The organism is Paenibacillus sp. FSL K6-3182 (assembly GCF_037976325.1).
Classification (GTDB): Bacteria; Bacillota; Bacilli; order Paenibacillales; family Paenibacillaceae; genus Pristimantibacillus.
In genome coordinates this window covers 4,872,983-4,894,506 of record NZ_CP150265.1, presented here as the reverse complement: position 1 = coordinate 4,894,506, position 21,524 = coordinate 4,872,983, and the positions used below count along the sequence as shown (strand labels likewise).

The 21,524-nt window shown below is 46.7% G+C and carries 13 protein-coding genes; 9 read left to right on the top strand and 4 right to left on the bottom strand.

The features are described 5' to 3' along the window. The first annotated feature begins 5 nt into the window (after window positions 1-5). The 5 genes from MHH56_RS21730 (at window position 6) to MHH56_RS21710 (ending at window position 6,718) form a co-directional block, all read left to right on the top strand. Window positions 6-431 (top strand): NEAT domain-containing protein, encoded by a 426-nt coding sequence (locus MHH56_RS21730; protein WP_339203764.1) that lies wholly within the window; start codon window positions 6-8, stop codon window positions 429-431. Between the two features lie 137 nt (window positions 432-568). Next, complete coding sequence (locus MHH56_RS21725; RefSeq protein ID WP_339203763.1) at window positions 569-3,895, top strand: NEAT domain-containing protein; 3,327 nt, start codon at window positions 569-571, stop codon at window positions 3,893-3,895. 119 nt (window positions 3,896-4,014) lie between these two features. Continuing rightward, on the top strand, window positions 4,015-4,962 hold the full coding sequence (gene isdE, locus MHH56_RS21720; protein WP_339203762.1) for a heme ABC transporter substrate-binding protein IsdE: 948 nt from the start codon (window positions 4,015-4,017) through the stop codon (window positions 4,960-4,962). A gap of 12 nt (window positions 4,963-4,974) precedes the next feature. Next, window positions 4,975-5,958 carry an iron ABC transporter permease gene (locus tag MHH56_RS21715; RefSeq protein ID WP_339203761.1) on the top strand — a complete coding sequence of 328 codons (984 nt, stop codon included), beginning with the start codon at window positions 4,975-4,977 and terminating at the stop codon, window positions 5,956-5,958. After that, a complete protein-coding gene (locus MHH56_RS21710; protein WP_339203760.1) occupies window positions 5,948-6,718 on the top strand; it encodes an ABC transporter ATP-binding protein in 771 nt (256 codons plus the stop codon). The genes MHH56_RS21715 and MHH56_RS21710 overlap by 11 nt, the downstream gene beginning before the upstream one ends. Before the next feature lie 480 nt (window positions 6,719-7,198). Here the strand turns inward: MHH56_RS21710 and MHH56_RS21705 are convergent, their stop codons facing one another. Continuing rightward, window positions 7,199-8,035, bottom strand: a complete 837-nt coding sequence (locus tag MHH56_RS21705; RefSeq protein ID WP_076270881.1) for an AraC family transcriptional regulator — start codon at window positions 8,033-8,035, stop codon at window positions 7,199-7,201. Between the two features lie 247 nt (window positions 8,036-8,282). Between MHH56_RS21705 and MHH56_RS21700 the strand changes: the two genes are divergently transcribed. Continuing rightward, entirely contained in the window at window positions 8,283-9,254 is a 972-nt protein-coding gene (locus MHH56_RS21700; protein ID WP_339209697.1) for a Gfo/Idh/MocA family oxidoreductase, read from the top strand. Between the two features lie 30 nt (window positions 9,255-9,284). Next, window positions 9,285-10,223, top strand: coding sequence for an aldo/keto reductase (locus tag MHH56_RS21695; RefSeq protein WP_339203758.1), 939 nt, complete (start codon window positions 9,285-9,287; stop codon window positions 10,221-10,223). Window positions 10,224-10,264: 41 nt separating this feature from the next. On the opposite strand, the gene MHH56_RS21690 is transcribed toward MHH56_RS21695, so the two are convergent. Next, window positions 10,265-11,077, bottom strand: coding sequence for a helix-turn-helix domain-containing protein (locus MHH56_RS21690; protein ID WP_339203757.1), 813 nt, complete (start codon window positions 11,075-11,077; stop codon window positions 10,265-10,267). 134 nt (window positions 11,078-11,211) lie between these two features. Here MHH56_RS21690 and MHH56_RS21685 point away from each other — a divergent pair, with 134 nt between their 5' ends. Together MHH56_RS21685 and MHH56_RS21680 are read left to right on the top strand one after the other, a co-directional pair. Continuing rightward, the gene (locus MHH56_RS21685; protein ID WP_339209696.1) at window positions 11,212-12,021 is read left to right on the top strand and encodes a phytanoyl-CoA dioxygenase family protein; all 810 of its coding nucleotides are present in this window, start codon (window positions 11,212-11,214) and stop codon (window positions 12,019-12,021) included. A gap of 3 nt (window positions 12,022-12,024) precedes the next feature. After that, window positions 12,025-12,888, top strand: coding sequence for a sugar phosphate isomerase/epimerase (locus tag MHH56_RS21680; RefSeq protein WP_339203756.1), 864 nt, complete (start codon window positions 12,025-12,027; stop codon window positions 12,886-12,888). 57 nt (window positions 12,889-12,945) lie between these two features. Here MHH56_RS21680 and MHH56_RS21675 read toward each other — a convergent pair whose 3' ends face one another. Both MHH56_RS21675 and MHH56_RS21670 read right to left on the bottom strand, forming a co-directional pair. Further along, entirely contained in the window at window positions 12,946-14,598 is a 1,653-nt protein-coding gene (locus tag MHH56_RS21675; RefSeq protein WP_339203755.1) for a DUF11 domain-containing protein, read from the bottom strand. A 23-nt stretch (window positions 14,599-14,621) separates the two neighbouring features. Next, entirely contained in the window at window positions 14,622-21,329 is a 6,708-nt protein-coding gene (locus MHH56_RS21670; protein ID WP_339203754.1) for a hypothetical protein, read from the bottom strand. Between the last annotated feature and the right edge of the window lie 195 nt (window positions 21,330-21,524).

The window sequence follows — 21,524 nt, the reverse complement described above, 5'->3', positions numbered from 1 at the left end:
GATAAATGATCAAATCGATGAAAAAAACTAGTTTTGTAATGATGATGCTTGTTATGGCTCTAGCTCTAGTTGTTCCATCTGCTTTCGCAAGTACTGGTGTAAGCTATGTCGTTCGCAACGCGGGAGATACAGCCAATTCTTATGCTGATGCCTATAAAGTAGGCGATGCAGTTGTAGCAAGCAATGGCACAACGACAACGGTTACATTCTCTGGTTCAAGCTTCATTCAATACTTGCAAGTGCAAGACCCTGCTACTGGAACATACAGCTATGCAGCTGCTAATTATACAGGCGGCAACGTTGAATTTACATTTGAAGTGGCTGATTTCACACCGAACCAAGTTGCCAAAATCCACGTTGTCGTTCCGCCATCACCAGGATTTGAAGGCTACAATACGGTTCATACAATCCAATTCAATTGGAGCGTTTAAGCATCAGCGAGCTCTACGGTTAGAATAGCGCTTTAAAAATAACAGGAGAGCAATGCTGCGGCATGATTCGCTCTCCTGTTCAAAATGCAAGGGTACATAAGCGATAGCAGTTAAATGACGAAGGAGTGTTTTTTGAAATGCAAATGAAATTTCGCCGATTGACGGCGCTGCTCATGGCGCTCGTATTGTTGCTGTCGGCCTTTCCTGTGAGTGCAGCGGCGGGAGTAACGCCAAATGGGGAGTATAGTGTTCCTTTTCTTTATGTGAAGGATGGGAGCAATGAACGATCAATCATTAACGATTATCTAAATCCAAGCACAGGCAAATTGATTATTACTAATGGCAGTGCAAATTTTCAGCATGAGGTTACGCAGTATACTTCCTTTCATCATTTTTCTGCTAAGTTACCAGGTAAAGACAAAGCAGTAATCAATGGGAACACAATCAACGGCATAGAAGGGTATCAAGTCGTTGCTGCTCAGCCAGCAGGGGACGGCTTAGATCCGGATCACGTCGTTGTTAGCTATGATATTGAGAACATGCAAGAGAAACAAGAAATTTTGATTCATATCGTCATTCCTTCAGTAAATTATGACAATTGGTATAATGTTCAGCTTCAGCTGGATATCTCAGGTCTACCAGTTGATGGAGGCGGCAATGGGGGCGGAGGCGAGACGGGTGCTGTAACATTAGAGCAGCTTGAAGCTTTATTTACAACCTCGAATGAGCTGCTGAATACAACGACGGAGGGAACTGGCGATGGCTTCTATTTGCTAGGCTCCAAAGCGGCTTTTCAAAATGCGATCACTCAGGCAAGAAGTATTGCCGATAGCGCTGGCGGTTCCAATCAAGAGCTGATCAAGGCTGCTTACCTTGTTCTGCAAGAGGGCAAAAAGAAGTACGAGGCTGCTCGGCTTGTCGTCAATAAAGCTAATTTGGTTCGTGCAATAGAAGAGATTTCAGCTTTTGCGACAACGGTGAAAAATATAGGGACAGCAAATGGAGCATCAGTGGCTCATGGGGTATTAACGGATGGTGAGTATTCGGTTGGAGCGAGCGTAAGGCTTGGGCAATGGATTGTGGACGCTCAGACTGTTGCTGCTGATACGCAAGCATCTCAAACAGCCGTCAATAATGTTTTAAATGTGTTGACTGCGAATGTGGAGGATTTGAAAAAGCAGCAGTACAAGAAGGAGATATTACCGCTGCTTGTGCTGGACCCTGAAACAGGAGAAATATCCAAACACAATAAAGAATTCAAAACAGAAGTAAGTATGTTTACTCAATCGGCAGCGCCTTATTTTCAAGCGTATGCTCACGTTGTTTTTGCAGAGCCGATGGAAATTGCACCTGAATTAACGTTATATGGACAAAGCGCAAACGGCGAGATTTCCTCTAGTACGCTGACAGGTTATAAAACGCTTATCCAAAAGGGCTATGAAGGACTGATACAGGCCTATCAGTTTGCCGCAAGACATCAAAAGGCAGACAATTCTATTTATCAAGGCTTATCAAAACTAGAGTACTCAATTGGTACAGAGAAGCGAACAGTACTTTTCAGCTATAATGCCAATCTTCTTAATGCCTTAAACTCTTCGATCACTGCAGCGCGTAAACTGCATGATTCCGCTGTTGTTGGAACGGCTACAGGGCAATATGAGGCGGCGGCAAAAGAATCTTTGCTTTCTGCTATTCAATTAGCTGAACAAACAGGGAAGAAACTCAATTCTACACGTCCAGAAATTGCTAATGCGGCAAAGATTTTAGAGAAATCTGTTCAAGTTTTCAAAGGAAGCCAGATTCGCAATATTTCTTTCGCAGCCCTGCATGCAACAAATGCAGCGTTATCGAGCATGGACAGTTACTTCCTCAAGCCGGCTTCTGTTACGTCTAATAACGGTGAGACTTATGTATCATTTTCAATAAAGGACAGCAGCATCGTTACAGAGTTTAAAGTTGCTCAGAACAGCATACTCACAGATGTGACCGTTGTCAGTGAAAACAAGACAGAAAATACGAGGGTTATCAAATTTAAAGTGGATGATTTAACGGCAATTGTGCCAGGGCAAGTTCGAATCATTATGCCAAACGTAATTGACCCACGTACAGGCAAACCTTATGATGCGACTCATAACATTCGTCTGTTGTTTGACAATGGTGATCCAGCAGTATTGAAGGCAGCTATTTCGGCAGCAAAGGCGGCTCATGATGGAGCAGCTGCAGGTACAGGTGCCGGGCAATATCCGCAATCAGCGAAAGATACACTGCTTAGTGCAATTACAGCAGCGAACGCTGTCGCAAACAGCATATTGTCTACAAAGCAGCAGCTCATTGATGCAGAAGGCACGCTGGATCAAGCGCTTCGTGCTTTCCAAGCGACAAAAATTGTCGTTGTTGATCCGGTCAAACCGACAGAACCGGGTGCACTTGCGGACGGCAAGTATTTGATTGATATTCAGTTTTTAAAACAAGGCACTACACAAACATCGGTGATGGATGAATATGTAGCACATCCTGCTCGTTTGCTCGTGCAAAATGGCGTGAAGCTTGTACAAGTGAATCTAAAGCAAAGCAAGGAAATTACCGGATTTACGATTGGCGGTTCTACGCCAACAACGATCGAATCCGATGCTTCCGCTAACACAAGACGAGTACAATTTACAGTAGCCGATCTACCGGCTAAGCTGGATGGCTGGGTGAAAATAGATTGGCCAGAAGTGAAGTACCATCATGAATACAGCATTCAAATTCAGCTTGGGGCAATAACGCCAGTAGCAAGCTGGGACTCTGATTCATTTGGTTCTGTGGTGCCAAGAGAGACGCCAGAAGAAATTGAGAAAAAGAAAAAGGAACAAGAGGAAAAAGATAAGCTGGCTGGCAAAGATGCAACGGCTGCATTTAAAGATTTAGCGAACAACTGGGCGAAAGATGCCATTAATCGCGCATTGAAGCTAAACATCGTTCAGGGTTATCCGGATGGAAGCTTTAAACCAAATGCAACGGTCAATCGTGCGGAGTGGACGGTTATACTCGGCAGAGCTCTGAAGCTGGAAGGCAAGAACGCTTCAACAACTTTTGCAGATATGAAAAACATTCCTACTTGGGCACAGTCCTTTATTGAGCAAGCGGTAGCAGCAGGCATTATTAATGGCTATGAGGATCAGACATTCCGTCCAACGCAAAATGTAAATCGTACGGAAATTGCAGTCATGATCGTAAGAGCACTTCATTTGCCGCTGGAAGCAGCGGATTCGCTTAATTTTGCGGATGCAGCGGAAATCCCTTCCTACGCTAAGGCTTACATTGCTACGGCAGTGAAGTACAGATTAATTAAGGGACTGGATCAAAATCAGTTCGGCGGAACGAAGTCCGCAACAAGAGCTGAGGCGATTACTCTCGTATTGCGTGCTGTCGATTATTTAGAAGCGAAAGCAGCGGAGCAAGAAAAAGCTAAAACGGCATAAGCGGCAGCAAGGAAGGTTTCAGCTGTTGCAGAGCTTAAGCTGGTTATTTAAACAGATGGCATAGGAGGACCCTGACTGACGGGTGTCCTCTGTGCTGTTTTTAAGGAGGCAAGAAAGAGATGCGCTATCGATTTATAAAGGGGTTATCCCTGCTAATTCTTGCTGCGATGATGGCAGGCTGCGGAACGCTTGGAGCGGGAAGCGGCTCGGCTGCTGCGCCAACTGCTGCGCCGTCTGCAAACTCTTCGTCCAAAGCTGCTGCTTTGGGTTCAGTATCCGAGGAGTCTAGCCAGCGCATCGTGTCAACAACCGTTGCTATAACACAAATTATGGATGCACTTGAGCTTGATTTAGTTGGCATACCAAAAAGCGTAAAAACGCTGCCGGAGCGTTACAGCACCGTTACTAAAGTCGGAAATCCAATGAGTCCTGATATGGAGATGGTTAAATCCTTGAAGCCGACGGAGGTGCTGTCTGTCTCGACGCTGCAATATGAGCTGGAGCCTGTATTTGAGAGTGCAGGGCTAAAGGCTGATTTTCTAAATTTAACGAGTATCTCCAGCATGCAAGCTGAAATTACAGCGCTCGGAGAACGGTATGAGCGGGAAACTCAGGCTGCTGCAATCGTAAATGAACAGAAGGAAATGCTGGCTGCCATCACTCGGAATACAGAAGGTAAAGAAAAACCGACGGTGTTGATCCTGCTTGGTGTGCCCGGCAGTTATTTGGTGGCGACGGAGCATTCTTACATCGGAGATCTTGTTCGTTTGCTTGGGGGAGTAAATATCGTGCAGGGCGAGCAGGTTGAATTTTTGGCTTCCAATACGGAATATTTGCAGAAGGCGAATCCGGATGTCATTTTGCGAGCAGCGCATGGCATGCCGGCTGAGGTTGTAAAAATGTTTGATGAAGAATTCAAAAAAAATGATATCTGGAAGCATTTTGAAGCGGTACAATCGGGGCGTGTATATGATCTGGAAGAAACTTTATTTGGTACGACGGGCAATTTGGCTGTTGTCCAAGCACTAACCGCGCTCGCTCCAATGCTTTATCAGGATTATAAATAAGGATGTTTTTTCATGCCAAAAACAATATTCAGCTTCATCGCAATTACGCTGCTCCTTTTGGCAACCATCGTATACTCCATGACGACTGGAAGCATCAGCGTAGGATTTGTTGAACTCATGAAAGGGTTGCTTGGCTCGCCAAGTGAACAGGTAGAGGTTGTTCGCGACCTGCGGCTGCCGCGTATAATCGTTGCTTTACTGACAGGGGCTGCGCTAGCTGTGTCTGGTGTACTGCTGCAAGCCGTAATGCGCAATCCGCTGGCGGATGCAGGCGTTATCGGCATTTCATCAGGGGCAGGCTTGGTTTCTTTGCTGCTCGTAACGATATTCCCGACATTGTTTTTTTGGATGCCGCTGTTTTCATTTGTTGGAGGAGCAATAGCTTGTCTATTGGTCTATTCGCTTTCGTGGCGCTCTGGACTCAGCCCGCTTCGGCTTATTCTGGTCGGTGTGGCGGTCAATGCTACATTTACAGGTCTTGGGCAGTCCTTTAATTATCGCGGCAGCTACGCGGTAACTAGCGTGAATCAAGCGATTTCCTCTATTTTTACAATGAAAACCTGGGATGATGTACATATGTTGACGCTGTATGGCGGTGTAGGCTTGTTACTCTCAATGCTGCTTGGCTCATGGTGCAATACGCTTGTTTTGCAGGATCGAACCGCTCAAAATCTTGGTTTGTCTGTTATGAAAGTAAGGCTGCTCGTTTCGGTTGTTGCCGTGCTTTTGGCTTCTGTTGCAACAGCTATTGGCGGGTTAATCGTGTTTGTCGGCTTGCTCGTCCCACATATCGCGAGGCTGCTCATTGGCTCAGACCATAAAGTGCTGCTGCCTTTCTCTGCGATTGGCGGAGCATGGCTCATTTTGACTGCGGATACGCTTGGCCGTACTCTTTTAGCCCCGACAGAAATTCCAGCTTCGATTGTCATGACAGTCATCGGCGGTCCTTTTCTCATCTTTTTGCTGCGAAGGAGCGAACGCGTCCATGGACATTAATGAAATAAGGTTTTCATATGACAAAAAAACTTTCCATTTGAACGGAATAACCAGCCGTATCGCGGAAGGTCGGATTACGACGATCATTGGTCCAAATGGCTGCGGCAAGTCAACTCTGCTTGGTGTAATGGCGAAAAATCTTCGGCCAAGCGAAGGTGAGGTGCTGCTGAATGGAAAGAAGCTCGTGCAATTTAAGCCAAAGGAGCTTGGCAAGAAGCTGGCCGTGGTGCATCAGCAGCAGGAAGCGCCTGCAGATTTGACTGTAGAGAAGCTGGTTCGCTTCGGTAGATTGCCGCATCGGGGTCGGTGGGGACAAGAGAGCGAATTAGATGATGCAGCCGTGGATTGGGCGCTTAGCTGCACAAATCTGCTGAACAAGCGAAAGCAAAGTTTAGCGCATTTATCTGGCGGCGAACGGCAGAGAGCTTGGATCGCAATGGCGCTGGCACAGAAAACCTCGCTGCTATTTTTGGATGAGCCTACGACGTATTTGGATATCTATCATCAAATCGAAATATTAGAGTTAGTAAAGACGCTGAACCGCAAGCATGGAATTACGATAGTAATGGTCCTGCATGATATGAATCAGGCCATTCGATACAGCGACCATATTATTGTGATGAAATTAGGATGCATCGTAGGAGAAGGTGCTCCTGAGACAGTTGTGACTGCGGAAACGATTAAGCAAACGTATGGCGTTGATGTTGTGATAAGAAATGACGGAGATACCGGACTGTATATGGTTCCATTAGGAATTTAAGCGTGTGTATATTACTTTTTATTTTCATGAAAGAGTGCATTAAGCGCATAGGTGTTCTTACAGAGTAAAAAGTAACATTCATAAGTGTCTGTAAGAACCAATAGGTTCTTACAGAGCTCGAGTGAAGGGTGGTTACCCGCGAAAGAGAGCATTAAGCGCATATGTGTTCTTACAGAGCTCGAGTGAAGGGGGGTTACCCACGAAAGAGTGTATTAAGCGCATATGTGTTCTTAAAGAGCAAAAAGTAACATTCATAAGTGTCTGTAAGAACCAATAGGTTCTTACAGAGCTCGAGTGCAGACGGTTTACTCACAAAAGAGAGCATTAAGCGCATAGGTGTTCTTACAGAGCAAAAAGTAACATTCATAAGTGTCTGTAAGAACCAATAGGTTCTTACAGAGCCCAAGTGAAGGGTGGTTACTCACAAAAGAGAGCATTAAGCGCATATGTGTTCTTACAGCGCGTAAAGTAACATTCGTATTACACCCCGTAAAGCTGACGATATACCGTAGGCGTCATCCCCTCATGAGCCATAAATCTTTTGTTGAAGTAGCTGACGCTCGGATAGCCGGCATCACTAGCAATTTGTCCGATATTAACATCCTTGCGCTCCAGAAGCCATTGCTTCGCCATTTGAAGCCGGCAGCGTGTAATAAAGTCCATTGGCGTCATTTCCATCACATTTCGGAACAATTTGCAAAAATAGTAGGGGCTAACTCCTGCTTTTTCCGCCCATTGCTCGAGTATGAACGGCTCAGCCGCCTCTTGCTGCATTAAAGGGAGCAGCTTTAAGATTCGGTTGCCGGACGTACTAGCTTTGCTGCCGGATATCGGTACAGCTTGCTCGATGAATACTGCGAGTATGGCATACATGAGAGCAGAAAGCTTGGTCGGATGCAGCATGCGAGACTTTTCTGCTTCGACCAGCAAATCCTCATGCACCTGTTCCCAAGCGGTTGGCTGACGGATTGTCCAGAGCTGGCTTTTGTGAAAACCTCTTTCGATCATATAGTCTTGAAGCCCACTCCCATAAAAATGAACCCACCTTATATCCCACGGATCATCCTTGCTGCTGTAGTAATGCTGTCTCTGCAAGGGGAAATATAGAACAGCTTCACCAGCCTCGAGGGTGTGTACCTCGCCATCCCATTCCACATAACCTTTCCCAGAAACGACGTAATGAATATTAAAGTTATTGAGCGCTCCCGCCATACGAAGCGTGTAATGGTCAGGCTCATTCCAGTAATTCCCGACGGATTCAGGTAAACAGAAAAAAGGATTATTTGGCAGCGTAAGCAGATGTATTTGTCTTTGCAAGTTGTTCACCTCAATGACAATATTGTTTTAACTTATAACAAAATAATATCATTTTATTTTTTGGTTATCTACTTTAAACTAGAGGCAAGCACAATGAAATCGTTTGATACTAATTTGTACCTCACGATTTAGGTGCAGCGCTCTGAACTGATGGTGTAACTAGTTTCAGCATGTAATCGCAATATAATAATAAAATAATGGTTGAGGTGACGATGGAGTGACGACGAAGAAACTAAAATGGGGCATCATGGGCTGCGCTGGAATTGCCAAAGGCGCAGTAATACCTGGCCTTCACCTTTCGGAATTAAATGAGGTAGCGGCTATTGCTAGCCGTGACGTGGACAAGGCAAAGAAAACGGCAGAAGAGCTGAATATCCCGACTGCTTACGGCAGTTATGAAGAATTGCTTGCGGATGCTTCTATTGACGTTATATACATTCCACTCCCAAATCATTTGCATAGAGAGTGGACGATCCGGGCTGCTGAAGCAGGAAAACATATTTTGTGCGAGAAGCCGCTTGCTTTGACTGCACAAGAAGCAGCTGAAATGTCTGAAGCTGCTGCGAAAGCAGGCGTGTTATTGTCCGAAGCTTTTATGTATCGCTATCACCCTCGATACGACATGATCAAGAAAGTGATCGCAGATGGGGAAATTGGCGACATTCGCGGCATTCGCAGCGCGTTCACCTTCAACAATGCAGGACATAAAGAAAACGTGAGATACCGCAAGGAGTGGGGAGGCGGCTCGATTTACGATGTAGGCTGTTATCCAATTAATGCTGCTCGCTTGCTGCTTGGCAAAGAACCTGAAGCGGTTACCGTTCAGGCTTTGTTCTCACCAGAGCATGATCATGTCGATATGATGGCCTCTGGATTAATCGAGTTTGAAGGTGCGGTTTCACTGACGTTTGATTGCGGCATGTGGGCAGCATTCCGCAACCCGCTTGAGGTGCTAGGTACAGAGGGTATTATCGAAGTGCCTTCCGCATTTGTGACTGGTGCGCCGGGCAGCGGTAATTTCTTCGTCGATGCAAAAGGAGAGCGCCGTGAAGTTGAGGTGCCGCATGTAAACGCCTACACTTTGCAGGCCGATCATATGGCAAATGCCATTAATGGTGTATCAGAGCTTCAGTTCGGCAGCTCTGATGGGGTTAACAACATGAAAGTAATCGATGCTTGCCTGCTTTCTGCTCATGAGCATACACGAATTAAAATATAACGAACCCATAATTAAGGAGGCAAAACAACGATGGAATATATTCAAATTGAAGGTTCGCCCAAGCAGGTATCTCGCTTAATGAAGGGGTCGGATTATTTCTATAACGATTCCTACGAGAAAGCAGCAACTAATCTAGATGCTTTTCTAGCAATTGGAGGCAATTCAATTGACACAGCCCATATTTATTGCGGCGGGGAAAGCGAGGAAGTGATTGGCCGCTACATGCAGGAACGCGGCAATCGGGAGCAATTGGTTATTTTGACCAAGGGCGCACATCATGATCATACGGGTTCGCGTGTGAGCAAAGAGGCCATTGCTCATGATTTGGAGATTAGCTTGAAGCGTCTTCAAACCGACTATATCGACCTTTATGCATTGCATCGGGATGATCCGGCAGTACCAGCAGCAGAGGTTATCGATATTCTTAATGAGCATGTGAAAGCAGGAACTATTCGAGCGATTGGCGTATCTAACTGGACATGGCAGCGTATTAAGGAAGCGAATGAATACGCAGCTGCAAATGGACTTGTCGGTTTTTCATTCAGCAGTCCGAACCTTAGCCTTGCGAAAGCGAATGAACCGTTCTGGCATGGCTGCGTTTCTGCTGATGAGGAAACGTGCGCATGGCATGAGGAAGAGCAATTCCCGCTGCTTTCGTGGTCTTCGCAGGCAAGAGGATTTTTCACAGGTAGATTTACACCAGAAGTTAGAGATAATGAGGATCTTGTGCGCGTGTTCTATAGCGATGAGAACTGGGAGCGTCTGGCGCGTGCAAAGCAGTTGGCAGCTGAGAAAAACGTTAGTGCTATCCAGATAGCACTAGCATACGTGCTAAACCAACCGTTTCCGACTTGTGCCCTGATTGGCGCGCAATCAGCGGAAGAGCTTCATTCCTGTGATGCAGGCTCGCTAATTACGCTCACCAAGGAAGAGATGGATTGGCTTGATTTAGCCGTACAAAAGGTTTAATCACATTCCCTAATTAAATAGATGGCATCCAAAGGACAAAGCTACTCGTTATGAGCGGTTTTGTCCTTTTTGTATGTTCGTGGGCTTACGCCATAACTTTTGCGAAACAATGCAGCAAAATGATTGTAATTGTTAAAGCCGACATCAAGCGCAGCTTCGGTTGCCGAACGGCCCATATGCTCCATGAGAAGAGCCGCTTGCTGAAGCCGCAGATGATTCAGATGCTCGACCACGCTCATGCCTGTCTCCTGCTTGAATAGATGGGATAGCCGCGAGAGAGATAAACCAACCGACCGAGCCAACTCTTCAATGCGTATCGGCTGCTCCATATGCTGTGATAAATACTGCAGGGCAAGCTCGATGCGAGGATCCAGCCGTTTATCTAGCTGCTGCGCTGTGAGCAATATCACTTGGCGCAGTGCATTCTCACATAACATTTGCCAGAAGCTTGCCCGCTCTCTCGAATCACTCAATATATGATCGAAGGTGAGTTGTACTCTACTTCTCATATTGCCGTCTGGAATCGTGATGACGATGCTTTCATCCTTTGGCAAATAGTCGATTTCAGGTAGTTTCTGAAAATGTGCCCAATAAAAGTGCCAGCTGCTTCCCGCAATTGTGCCATACTCGTGGGGAATGCCAGCGCGCAGCAGCCCGATTTGTCCCTTGCGGCAGCGCCTCTCTCCAGCGGGTGTGCGTAAATAGCCTTCACCCTCTAAGGTATAAAAGATAAGCCAATCACTTATTCCGTTTGGCCTGCGATAACGATAGGAGTCGGATTCATCAAATAGACCACTTAGAAACACACCGCCATGTGCTTCTGTTTCAGCTTCTTTTCTATGATTTGGATGCATGCCAAACTCCTCCTTCATTTTCAAAATAGCATAATACAAGTAGTTTTCAGCAGTAATCATTCTTCCTTAAAAATAGCGAAACTACTATGATTATGTCAAGAGCAATGATTAATTCAGTGAAGGAGCGTTATGCGATGACAGAAGCATTGATTGCACTAACAGAAGAGCAGGTTAATCAATTTCGTACTGAGGGTTACATTGTGATAAAAGGTCTTTTCTCTCAGGAAGACATTCGCACGATAGAGGATACTTTCGAGGAAATGAGCCATAAAGCAGTGCCGGGTTATTTTGAGCCAGATCTGTCAGGGGAGACAGATGATCCGTTAAAGCGTTATCCGCGGGTCATGCATCCGCATCGCTTTAATGAGACGTCCAAAAAATATTTGCTCCATAAGCCGGTCATGGACGTATTAGCAGATCTTTATGGTGAAGAAGCGCTTGCAGCCCAAAGCATGTTTTATTACAAGCCGCCAGGCTCACGCGGTCAAGCGCTGCATCAGGACAATTTTTATTTGCAGGTGGAGCCTGGCAATTGTATCGCAGCTTGGACGGCGATCGATGCGGCAAATGAGGAGAACGGCAGCTTGCTTGTCGTTCCGAAGACGAGCGAGCATGAAATTAGCTGCCCTGAAATTGCGGATTCAACGGAATCGTTCACTTCCCATTTCGTTAAACCACCTAAGGATCAAAAGGCGATGCCGGTAATTATGGATAAGGGCGACGTGCTATTTTTCAACGGGAACTTGATCCATGGGTCGTATAGAAACAAAACAAAGGATCAATTCCGCAGAGCCTTCATCTGCCATTATGCGAATGCATCAGCAACTCATATTAGCGATCATTATCGCCCTTTGTTTAGACAGGATGGCACTGCCGTTGATTTGGAAATTAATCCGGACGGAGGACCATGCGGAGTTGAATTTGATACGGCCTATCCGCACTAATTAATGATGAAAACAGAAAATAAATTGTTGGTTGAGATGTCCTGGTGGGGTATGAGCGGGTTGCAAGGAACAGCGGGGCATGCGCAAGATATAGAAGGGAAATTCAAGCTAATAGCAGAGAATGGTTTCGACGGCATTAACGCCTTTGTGCCGGCAACTGAGGAAAGCAGCTTATGGAAGGAGCTGCTCCATAAATACAACATGTCATTTAGTGTAAATGCTTATCCTTCTTCACTAAACGAGATGTCTCAGTTTTTGGAAAAAGCAGCAGCGTTCGAAAACATCGGCTACATCAATGCACAGGTGATGACGCCTTTCCTCATTGGCGATTCCGCCATTGAACTGTTATCTGGAATTGATGCACTGTCGAGGCAGGCGGGCATCCCGGTTTATGTAGAGACGCACCGAGGTACGATTACACAGGATCTCATCCGAACGCGGCAATATTTGCAGTCGCTGCCGGAACTGAGGCTTACGATTGACTATTCACATTATGTCGTAGCTGGTGAGCTTCATACGATTTCGGATGAGGCGGAGCAGATGCTGCAAAGCTTGCTGCCAAACACGCACAGTATTCATACCCGTATTTCAAATGGCGAGCAAATACAGATCGACCCGGGGGAAGCAGGCAATCATCCGATGGTACCCCATTTCTCCAGATGGTGGGGCAGTGCAATGAGACACTGGCTTAATGGACAAAGAAAAGAGAATGATTCATTCCCTGTCGTCGTTGAGCTGGGTCCTGCATCGTATGCGATTACGTCAGATGAGGCTGGTTCTCGGCAGTCGGAGATTAGTGACCGCTGGTCGCAGTCCCTTTATTTGAAGCAACTTGTGAGGCAGCTTTGGCAAAAGGAGATCCAATAATTGAAACCCCGATTTGAACCATCATGGTTCAAATCGGGGTTTATTTGTTTCTTTGTTTCACTCGTCATCCCCAATCACAGCAACTGCTAATGAATTGGATAGAGCCTCGCCAGTGTAGCTTTGCCCGCTTACCTCATAGGAGAATTTCGCTTTGACATAACCTACGATTTCATCAGAAACGATTGCGTCAGTAACGATAGCAGAATAAATGATTTCAAGTGTTGCTCCGGGTAGTACATTCCCAAGCTGCCATGTTTGTTTGCCGTCATAATCAATGGAGCTTAGTCGAGCTCCATCCACACGGAACGTTTTTGGCAATAAATCCACGCCAAATGGAAACTCGCTTGTAAATGAAACGAAAGCTGGCAAGTTTCCATTATTCATAAGCGTTGAAACGATGGTTATTGTATCGCCATACTCCACAATAGGTGGAGTAATTTTTGCTGTAAGCTGAATGATAGGCGCAGCCACTTCTGTTATTGCAGCATTTGATATCGCGGAATTGCTAACTACTCTTCCGTCTGAGAGCCGAAAAGTGTAGACAACCGATGCAGTGTTCGTTAATGGTGCAACAGTGGCAAGGGGTAAAGGGATTTGGGCATCAAAGGTTATCATGTTTTGTGATTGCCCGAGCAGCGTACCGAGATTAATGCCATCTTCAATAAACACGCCTGGCATCGAATGGTTATTTAACTTCAGGCTATTTGGTACAAAGACTGTACCAGCAGGCAAAGCGTCATCCATCACGGCATCAACGGCAACATTACTGGCATTCTCAATGTAGATCGAGTAATGCAAGACATCACCTGGGACAGCAACAAGCTGATCTACTTGCTTATTAACGCTGATCTCGGGCTGGATAAGGATAACGGCGACCTTATTTGAATGCGTATAATCCGGCGTGCTGGAAACTTGATAACGAACGTTTGCTTTGCTGATAGATATAGAGGCTGCATCCTCCGTCGTTTGCGCGCGATAGGTGATAACGATGGTTGATTGTGGTCTAATAGTGCCGAGCGGGATACCTGCATTCGGATCAGCGCTTGGTGAAATAACAGCATTGATTGTCACGCTGCCGGGCACAAAAAGGATGCCGAGAGGCAGATCGAAGGAAGCGACTGCCTCTCGGAGACTAAGGTTGCCGTCATTAACAATCGTAAGTTCATAGGTTACATGCTCTGAGACAAAGGTTTGTTCGGTGCTTGCACTAAGTCGAGCAGATAGCGATACCTCATTAACAGGTGTAACGAGCGTGTTCGAGTAGGTAATACTCGTGACAATTCGCCCTTCTGCTGTTCGAAATTCGGCATCTGCCTGCGCTTGGTTAACTAGCTGAAGGCTGCTTGGAATGGAAACGACAATGAGTTGAAATATGATTTGAGCTTGCGTTTGCGGCATCATATTTCCAATTGCAATACCGTTGCTTGGGTTAGCGCCAGGCATGGGTGTACCATTCAATATTACGCTGTTCGCGACAAATGAAGTTCCTTCCGGCAGCATGTCGGTAAGTGTGACGCTGCCGGCTGTGTTTCCCATGTTCGTTGCCGTGATATTGTAGGTTATCGTACTGCCAAGAGTAACCTCGCTTTCATAGGCTTTTTTCTCGAGTACGATACGAGTCCCTATTAATGCGGTATTGACCGTGTTGGAGTAGGTCACCAGCTCTGCGCTTCCTGAAGCAAACTGAACAAGCGATTGATTTTGAACCATTGGATTACCGCCAGGAAGCGGGCTCATAGTGTAACAACCAGCACATTGAATGTAACGGTTGAGCTGCCCCCAGCAGCAATGGTGCCAATAGTAATGCCGTTATTGGGATTAGCTGTTGGCCGCGGTGAACCATCTACAGTGACACTGCCCGTCGTAAACGTTGTTCCTGCTGGGGTAGGGTCGATGAGTATGACGTTATTGACGGATTCAATGCCATTGTTGGACACCGTTATAGTATAGGTAATGGTATCGCCTACAACAGCATCAACGGAAGATGTGCTCTTCACGACAGACACATTTGGAGAAGACACAGGAATGGACAATACATTCGATAAAATAGTTCCGGTGAGCACACGGCCATCCGGCGGTACGTAGGAGAAGTTAGCTGTTGCTTGGTTCACGAGCAGCTGCGGTGAAGGAAGTGCATCTACCGTTACCTGCAGTGAAATCAGAATGCTAATGGATGCGCCAGGCGAAACGGTGCCAACGGAAACACCAGTCGCCGGATTAGCGCCAGGCTGCGGAACACCATTGATTAGTACACTATTTGGTACAAAGGCGGCGCCAGTTGGAATCGTATCAAATACGGAAGCCTGCACGGCAATATTGCCTGTATTCGTGATGGTTAGTGAATAAGTTACTGTGTCTCCGACAGTCGCATTTGCGGTATCGGCAGATTTGCCAAGTGCAATAATAGGCTGAAAAATCGGTGTAACGATCGTGTTGGAAAACGTATTTCCTGAAAAAGCGCCCGAAGTAAAGCTTACGGTAGCTCTATTGCTGAGCGTGCCGGAATCTGAAAGTGACGTTACTAGTACGCTGAAATCAACTAACACGGTAACGCTAGGCGCGATTGACCCGACTAAGATGCCAAGGGACGGGTTAGCTGCTGGTTTAGGAACACCATCAATTAAGACGCTTCCAGCCTGAAAGGATGATCCAGGGGACAAGGGATCGACCACCAGCACATTATTAATATTCTCAATGCCGTTGTTCGTAACTGCAATTCGATAGGTAATCGTGTCGCCTACGACGGCATCGGTATCAGTGGTGCTCTTCACAACGGCAACATTAGGTGCTGATACAGGAATGGACAATGCGTTTGTACTAAATGAGCCGCCTAAGGTGCGGCCATCTGGCAGCAAGAAGCTGTAGGTAGCGGACGCTTGGTTAACAAGCTGCTGATTTTGCGGAAGCGTATTGATGACTACCGAAAAAATGACACTTGCCGTAGTTGTGACACTGCCAAGCGATATTCCTGCTGCGGGATCTGCACCTGGCACGAGCTGGCCATTTACGATGACGCTGTTCTGGACAAGGCTTGTGCCAGCTGGAATCGTATCCGTTAAGGTAACGTCACCGGGATAATTTCCGGTATTTTGAATTGGAATCGTATAAACAACGGTGTCGCCAACCGTCGCATTGCTGGTGTTTCCACTTTTGGTTCCCGTTAGTATCGGCTGATAGACAGGAATGATTACTGTGTTCGAGAAAGTGACGCCCGAGAATACACCCGATGTAAAGCTGACAGACGAACGATTGCTAAGCTGTCCAGAAGCGGGTAAAGAAATGACGGATACGTTGAAGGATACTACAACGGTATTACCTTGCGCGATCGTCCCTATAGCTACACCGGTTGCCGGGTTGGCCGTTGGTCTTGGCACTCCGTCTACCAATACGCTGCCTGGAACTAAAGCACTTCCGACCGGCAATGGGTCTGTAAAAATAATATTATTTACAGCTGCGATGCCGCTATTGAGAATGTTAATAGAATAGGTGACGATATCGCCAATTGCTACGGCTGTTGAAGTTGTGCTCTTGACAACACTGACATTAGGTGCAGATACAGAAATTACGACGGTGTTGGAGCTTGCGCTGCCGCTAAGCGGGCGGCCGCTTGGCAGAACAAATGCAAAGTTCGCAATAGCTTGATTTGAAAGCTGCTGCGGATTCGGCAGGGAATCAATGATGACAGAGAAGGTGACGGACACGGTAGCATTAGGAGCAACAGCACCAATATTGATGCCTGTTACAGGGTCAGTACCTGGCTGAGGCTGCCCTCCCACAAGGACACTGTTGGGCTCGAAGATTGCACCAAGCGGGATATTGTCAGTTAACGTCACATTCCCAGCAAAATTTCCTGTATTGCTGACGTCGATTCGGTAGCTGACGGTGTCCCCAAGCGTGGCGTTAATAGAATTTGCACTTTTAACGAGTGAGATTACGGGCTGATAGACAGGGGTATTAACGACATTGGACATCGTCATGCCCGAGAATACACCGGATGTAAAGGTAATATTTGCTTGGTTTCCGATTTGTCCGGAAACTGGAATAGAAGTAACGCTCAACTTGAACGACACTGTTACCGTATTGGATGAAGGAATTAATCCAAGGGCAATTCCCGATGCAGGTACTCCAGGTGCAGGATTGCCATTTATCGTCAAGCTGCCAGCAATGAATGTTGCTCCGTCCGGCACAGGATCTGTAAGTACAACATTATTGATCGATTCAATGCCGCTGTTTGTTACGGCTACTGAATAAGTAATGATGTCTCCAAGCGCGGCATCGACCGTCGTTGTGCTTTTGACGACCGCTACGTTAGGTGCAGAAACGGGAACAGATAATACGTTTGATTGTGTGGAGCCATTCAGGAGCCTGCCATCTGGCGGTGTAAATGTATAAGCTCCTATGGCTTGATTCACAAGTACCTGCGGGTTTGGAAGTGTTGTAATTACTGTCGAATAGGTAACAGTTATCGGCACCCCGGGCAAAACGCTTCCCACACTAATGCCGGTTACAGGAGATTCTCCAGGATGCGGAACTCCGCCGACGACGACGCTGTTTGGCGCAAACGTTGTTCCAGTCGGAAGTATGTCAGTTAACGTGAGTATTCCTGCAAGATTCCCAGTGTTGCTTACAACTACAGTATAAGTAACGGTGTCTCCAAGCGTAGCATTGCTTGTATTCGCGCTTAATTGCAAAGAAATTTGCGGCTGAGTTACAGGAGTTGTTGTCGTATTGGACGAGGATGAAGCTGAGAATACACCTGATGTAAAACTAACGGTTGATTGATTCGTTATTTGTGTTGGGACTGCCATCGTTACTCTCACCTCAAAAGTTACGGTAGCCGAACCGCCAGGGGCGAGGGTACCGATTGGGATACCGGTGGATGGAGCTGAATCCGCCCGGGGAGTGCCGTTAATGAACACGCTATTGCTAATAAAGGCAATATTATCGGCTAAAGGATCGTTAACAACAACATGGTTAACAGGAGCAATACCGTTGTTGGTTACAATGGAGGTATAGGTAAAGGTATCGCCCACAACTACGGAAGTGGGTGCTGCAGATTTCACTAAAGTTACGTTTGGCAGTGACACAGGTATTGATACGGTATTAGAAGCCGATGCCCCATTTAATTGACGACCGTCCGGCAGTGAGTAATTGTAGGGTGCACTTGCTTGGTTGACGAGAAATTGAGGTGAGGGCAGCGTTGCAACAGTTACGACAAAGCTGATTTCTGTCATGGTCCCAGGCAGTACATTCCCGATGGGTATCCCAGTTACAGGATTTAATCCGGGAAAGGGTACGGAATTTATGAGCACGCTGTTTGTATCGAAAACAGCGCCGGCTGGGATATTATCCGTTACGTTTACTGTTGCGCCAATATTACCACTGTTTTGGACTCTTAATGTGTAAGTATAAGTGTCGCCTATCGTTGCATTTTGTGTGCTTGCAAGCTTAACAATAGAAATGATGGGCTGGTACACCGGAATTTGAACCTTTTCGGATAATGATGATCCTGTAAATGAACCAGATGTATAGCTGATGGCCGCACGATTAGATATGACAGCAGGATCGGGCAGCGATGTTACCTGTGCCTGAAATACGATAGTAACGTTGGCAGATGGATTAATGGTACCGATAGAAATGCCGACATTCGGGTTTGCAGTTGTTGCGACCCCGTTAATTGTTGCGCTTCCTGCAATGAAAGCTGCGCTGCTGGTCAACGTGTCGGAGATGTTGACATTTGTAACGGGTACGACACTGTTATTCACAGCAACAATCGTAAATGTCAAAATGTCACCTACAGCAGCTGCGGTGGCGTTGACAGCTTTAGTAATTGTGACATTTGGGGCTTGGGCAGTGAGCGTGATCGTATTGGAGCTGCTGCTTCCACTTAAGCTTCTGCCGCTAGGCAGCTGATAGGTATATAAGCTTGAGGCTTGATTGACCAAAGTTGGCGGCGACGGAAGCGAGCTTAACAAGATCTGAAATGAAACGCTGGATACGCCGGAAGCAGGCAAAGCGCCAAGTGAAATGCCTGAAACGGGACTGCTGCCGGGAAGTGCTGTTCCATTAACGATGACACTGTTTGGCACAAAGGTTGAGCCGGTTGGGATATTATCCGTTAAGGTCACTTGGGCAGCAATATTTCCACTGTTTTTTACGCTGAATGAATAGGTTATTGTTCCTCCAACAGTAGCGTTCGTAGGCGTACCGTTTTTTGTAATGCTGATGATTGGTTGATATACAGGCGTTGTTACGCTGCCAGACAGTGAGAGACCTGTGAAAACGCCAGAGCTGTAGGATACCGAAGCCTGGTTAACTAATGCACCTGAGCTTGGAATAGAAGTTGCGCGAATGGCAAAAGTAACGGTGACAGAGCTGCTTGGCGCAATGGTTCCTAAACTGATGCCGCTCGCGGGATTTGCAGTTGGTTTGGATACGCCAGCTACAATTACGCTCCCAGAGGTGAATTCCGCTCCAACAGGAATGATGTCTCCCAATGTGACATTGGTGACGGATTCGATACCGCTGTTCGTGACGACTAAGGAATAGGTTAATGTTTCACCTACAGCGATGTCGGTTAAGCTAGCGCTCTTCGTGACAACAACATTTGGAAGTCTTACAGGAACTGTAACCGTATTTGAAGATAATGAGCCGGGAAAGATTCTTCCGTCAGGTATTTGATACGTATAGGTGGCTGATGCCTGATTCACAAGCTGAGGTGGAGATGGCAAAACATTTACTTGCACTTGAAACGTGATCGTTGACGATCCCCCAGCTGCAATCGTTCCTATGGCTACTCCCGCAGATGGATTCGCACCTGCTACAACGACTCCGTTGACACGGAAGCTATTCGGTATAAAAGATGTTCCCGCAGGTATATTGTCCGTCAGGTTGACAATGGCTGCTGAACTGCCGGTATTCGCAACGAGCAGTGTGTAGACTACTAGATTACCAACTGTTGCGTTCTGTGTGTTCGCACTTTTTACAATAGATAAATTAGGGGCATAAACAGGGATAGTGACAGTATTTGATGGAATAACGCCTGTAATATTGGGACCGCCTGCTATGCTTTGAAACGTAAAGGCCGCATTGGCTGTGCTTGAAAGCTGAGCGTTGCTTGGCAAGGAGGTTACGGTAGCATGATAGGTAACGGTGATGGAGGTTGCCAGGTTTAATGAGCCTAGCGGCGCTCCGGTTCTTATGTCGAATGTCGGTTTCGAGACGCCGCCTACAACGACGCTGCCTGGTACGAACGTAACGCCAGCAGGCAAAGTATCGGTTAAGACGATACTGGCTGCGTTTGCTGTCCCTGAGTTGTTGACCGTGACCGTGAAGGTGATGATGTCGCCGATGGTAGGCCCTGTTGCATTCTCGCTTAGCGTTACATTGATAACGGGCGCATTAATATTGACTTGGATGGCATTCGCGTTTAGTACATAAGCATCCCCAGAGGTTGTAAGTGACAAAACGGCTGAGCTCTGGTTGTTCGTCAGCCTAGCGGAAATATCAACATTTGTAATATCCCAGCCCTGTCGACCGCCAATGATGTTCGTGCCGGGTGTGCCATTTATTTGATTGCGGTCCCCGAAAGTTCCAGTTGTGTTTAATGCACCGGAATCATTGTTAATTTGTGAGGCGAAAAAATTGTTAGCGAAATTGTTCGTGCCAGATAGAGCGACTAAGCTAGCTGCCGTCGGGCCGAACAACGCTTGATCACCTGTTCGGTTTGCATCTCCTTCCTGAGCGCTAAACAACGCCCTGCCACCTAAGGCTCCTGAGATCGGCGTGGCAAATCCGGTAATTGTCGTGTTGACCGCTGCCGAAGTGCTTTGAACCAAAATAGCGCCAACCCGCAGCGACATGTTGCGAAACGGAAGTGAAGGATTCTGATAAATGACGGCGAGGGTCCAGCCAGCATGGTTAGCAGTTGAATCGCCGGGAATAACAATCGTTCCGACTACGCCGCCTGTTATATAGGTACCCGCACCGGCCGCCAGCACAAGCGAGGTGACATTGGCTGAACGAGTATAGCCAAGTGCGCCTCCCCCCAAATCGAACGTATTGCTAGTTGCTGCATCAGGAGTGATGCTTGAGGTTCCGAGCGGTGTAATAAACGTAACGGGATTGTTAATGGCTGCGGTTAGATTAACGGTTCCGTTGACATAGGTGCCGCCCCAAATAAGCTCTGCATAAAGAACAGTGCTTCCAGTGGGGAGAACGAGAACGGCGGCAGAACTATTCTCCAAATAGTTGCTCGTCGTTCCAAGCGGGTACGTGCCGTACCGAGCTGCTGTATTCGTAGTACTGAAAGCGCCTATACTATCGGAAGTACCAGGGGTTCCAGCTACTTCTGAGCGGCTGAGACCTAGCGTATTCCCCGTAAATGTAATGGCGCCGGTTGCGTTTAATGTTGATCGGACGACCAGAGGTATCGTATTCACCCCCCATCAAAAACTAACTTTCTTGGAAATATGAGTGGATAGATTAGCTTATGAGCCTTTAATCACAATTTTGTTTGTCTTTTTAAAATTATGTTTTTGAACTTTACAGCGTTGGTTTAATATCGTCCAATAATAAAGTCTAATTCCGTCCAATTAAACGCTTTCATTTACAAGATATAATGATAAAAACGCTTT

What these genes read in the sequence shown, in the direction of transcription:
- isdE (WP_339203762.1), top strand. Translation starts at nt 4,015, where the DNA reads ATGCGCTATCGATTTATAAAGGGGTTATCCCTGCTAATTCTTGCTGCG.
- MHH56_RS21690 (WP_339203757.1), bottom strand. Translation starts at nt 11,077, where the DNA reads ATGCATCCAAATCATAGAAAAGAAGCTGAAACAGAAGCACATGGCGGT.
- MHH56_RS21725 (WP_339203763.1), top strand. Translation starts at nt 569, where the DNA reads ATGCAAATGAAATTTCGCCGATTGACGGCGCTGCTCATGGCGCTCGTA.
- MHH56_RS21695 (WP_339203758.1), top strand. Translation starts at nt 9,285, where the DNA reads ATGGAATATATTCAAATTGAAGGTTCGCCCAAGCAGGTATCTCGCTTA.
- MHH56_RS21675 (WP_339203755.1), bottom strand. Translation starts at nt 14,598, where the DNA reads ATGGTTCAAAATCAATCGCTTGTTCAGTTTGCTTCAGGAAGCGCAGAG.
- MHH56_RS21685 (WP_339209696.1), top strand. Translation starts at nt 11,212, where the DNA reads ATGACAGAAGCATTGATTGCACTAACAGAAGAGCAGGTTAATCAATTT.
- MHH56_RS21715 (WP_339203761.1), top strand. Translation starts at nt 4,975, where the DNA reads ATGCCAAAAACAATATTCAGCTTCATCGCAATTACGCTGCTCCTTTTG.
- MHH56_RS21730 (WP_339203764.1), top strand. Translation starts at nt 6, where the DNA reads ATGATCAAATCGATGAAAAAAACTAGTTTTGTAATGATGATGCTTGTT.
- MHH56_RS21710 (WP_339203760.1), top strand. Translation starts at nt 5,948, where the DNA reads ATGGACATTAATGAAATAAGGTTTTCATATGACAAAAAAACTTTCCAT.
- MHH56_RS21700 (WP_339209697.1), top strand. Translation starts at nt 8,283, where the DNA reads ATGGGCTGCGCTGGAATTGCCAAAGGCGCAGTAATACCTGGCCTTCAC.
- MHH56_RS21680 (WP_339203756.1), top strand. Translation starts at nt 12,025, where the DNA reads ATGATGAAAACAGAAAATAAATTGTTGGTTGAGATGTCCTGGTGGGGT.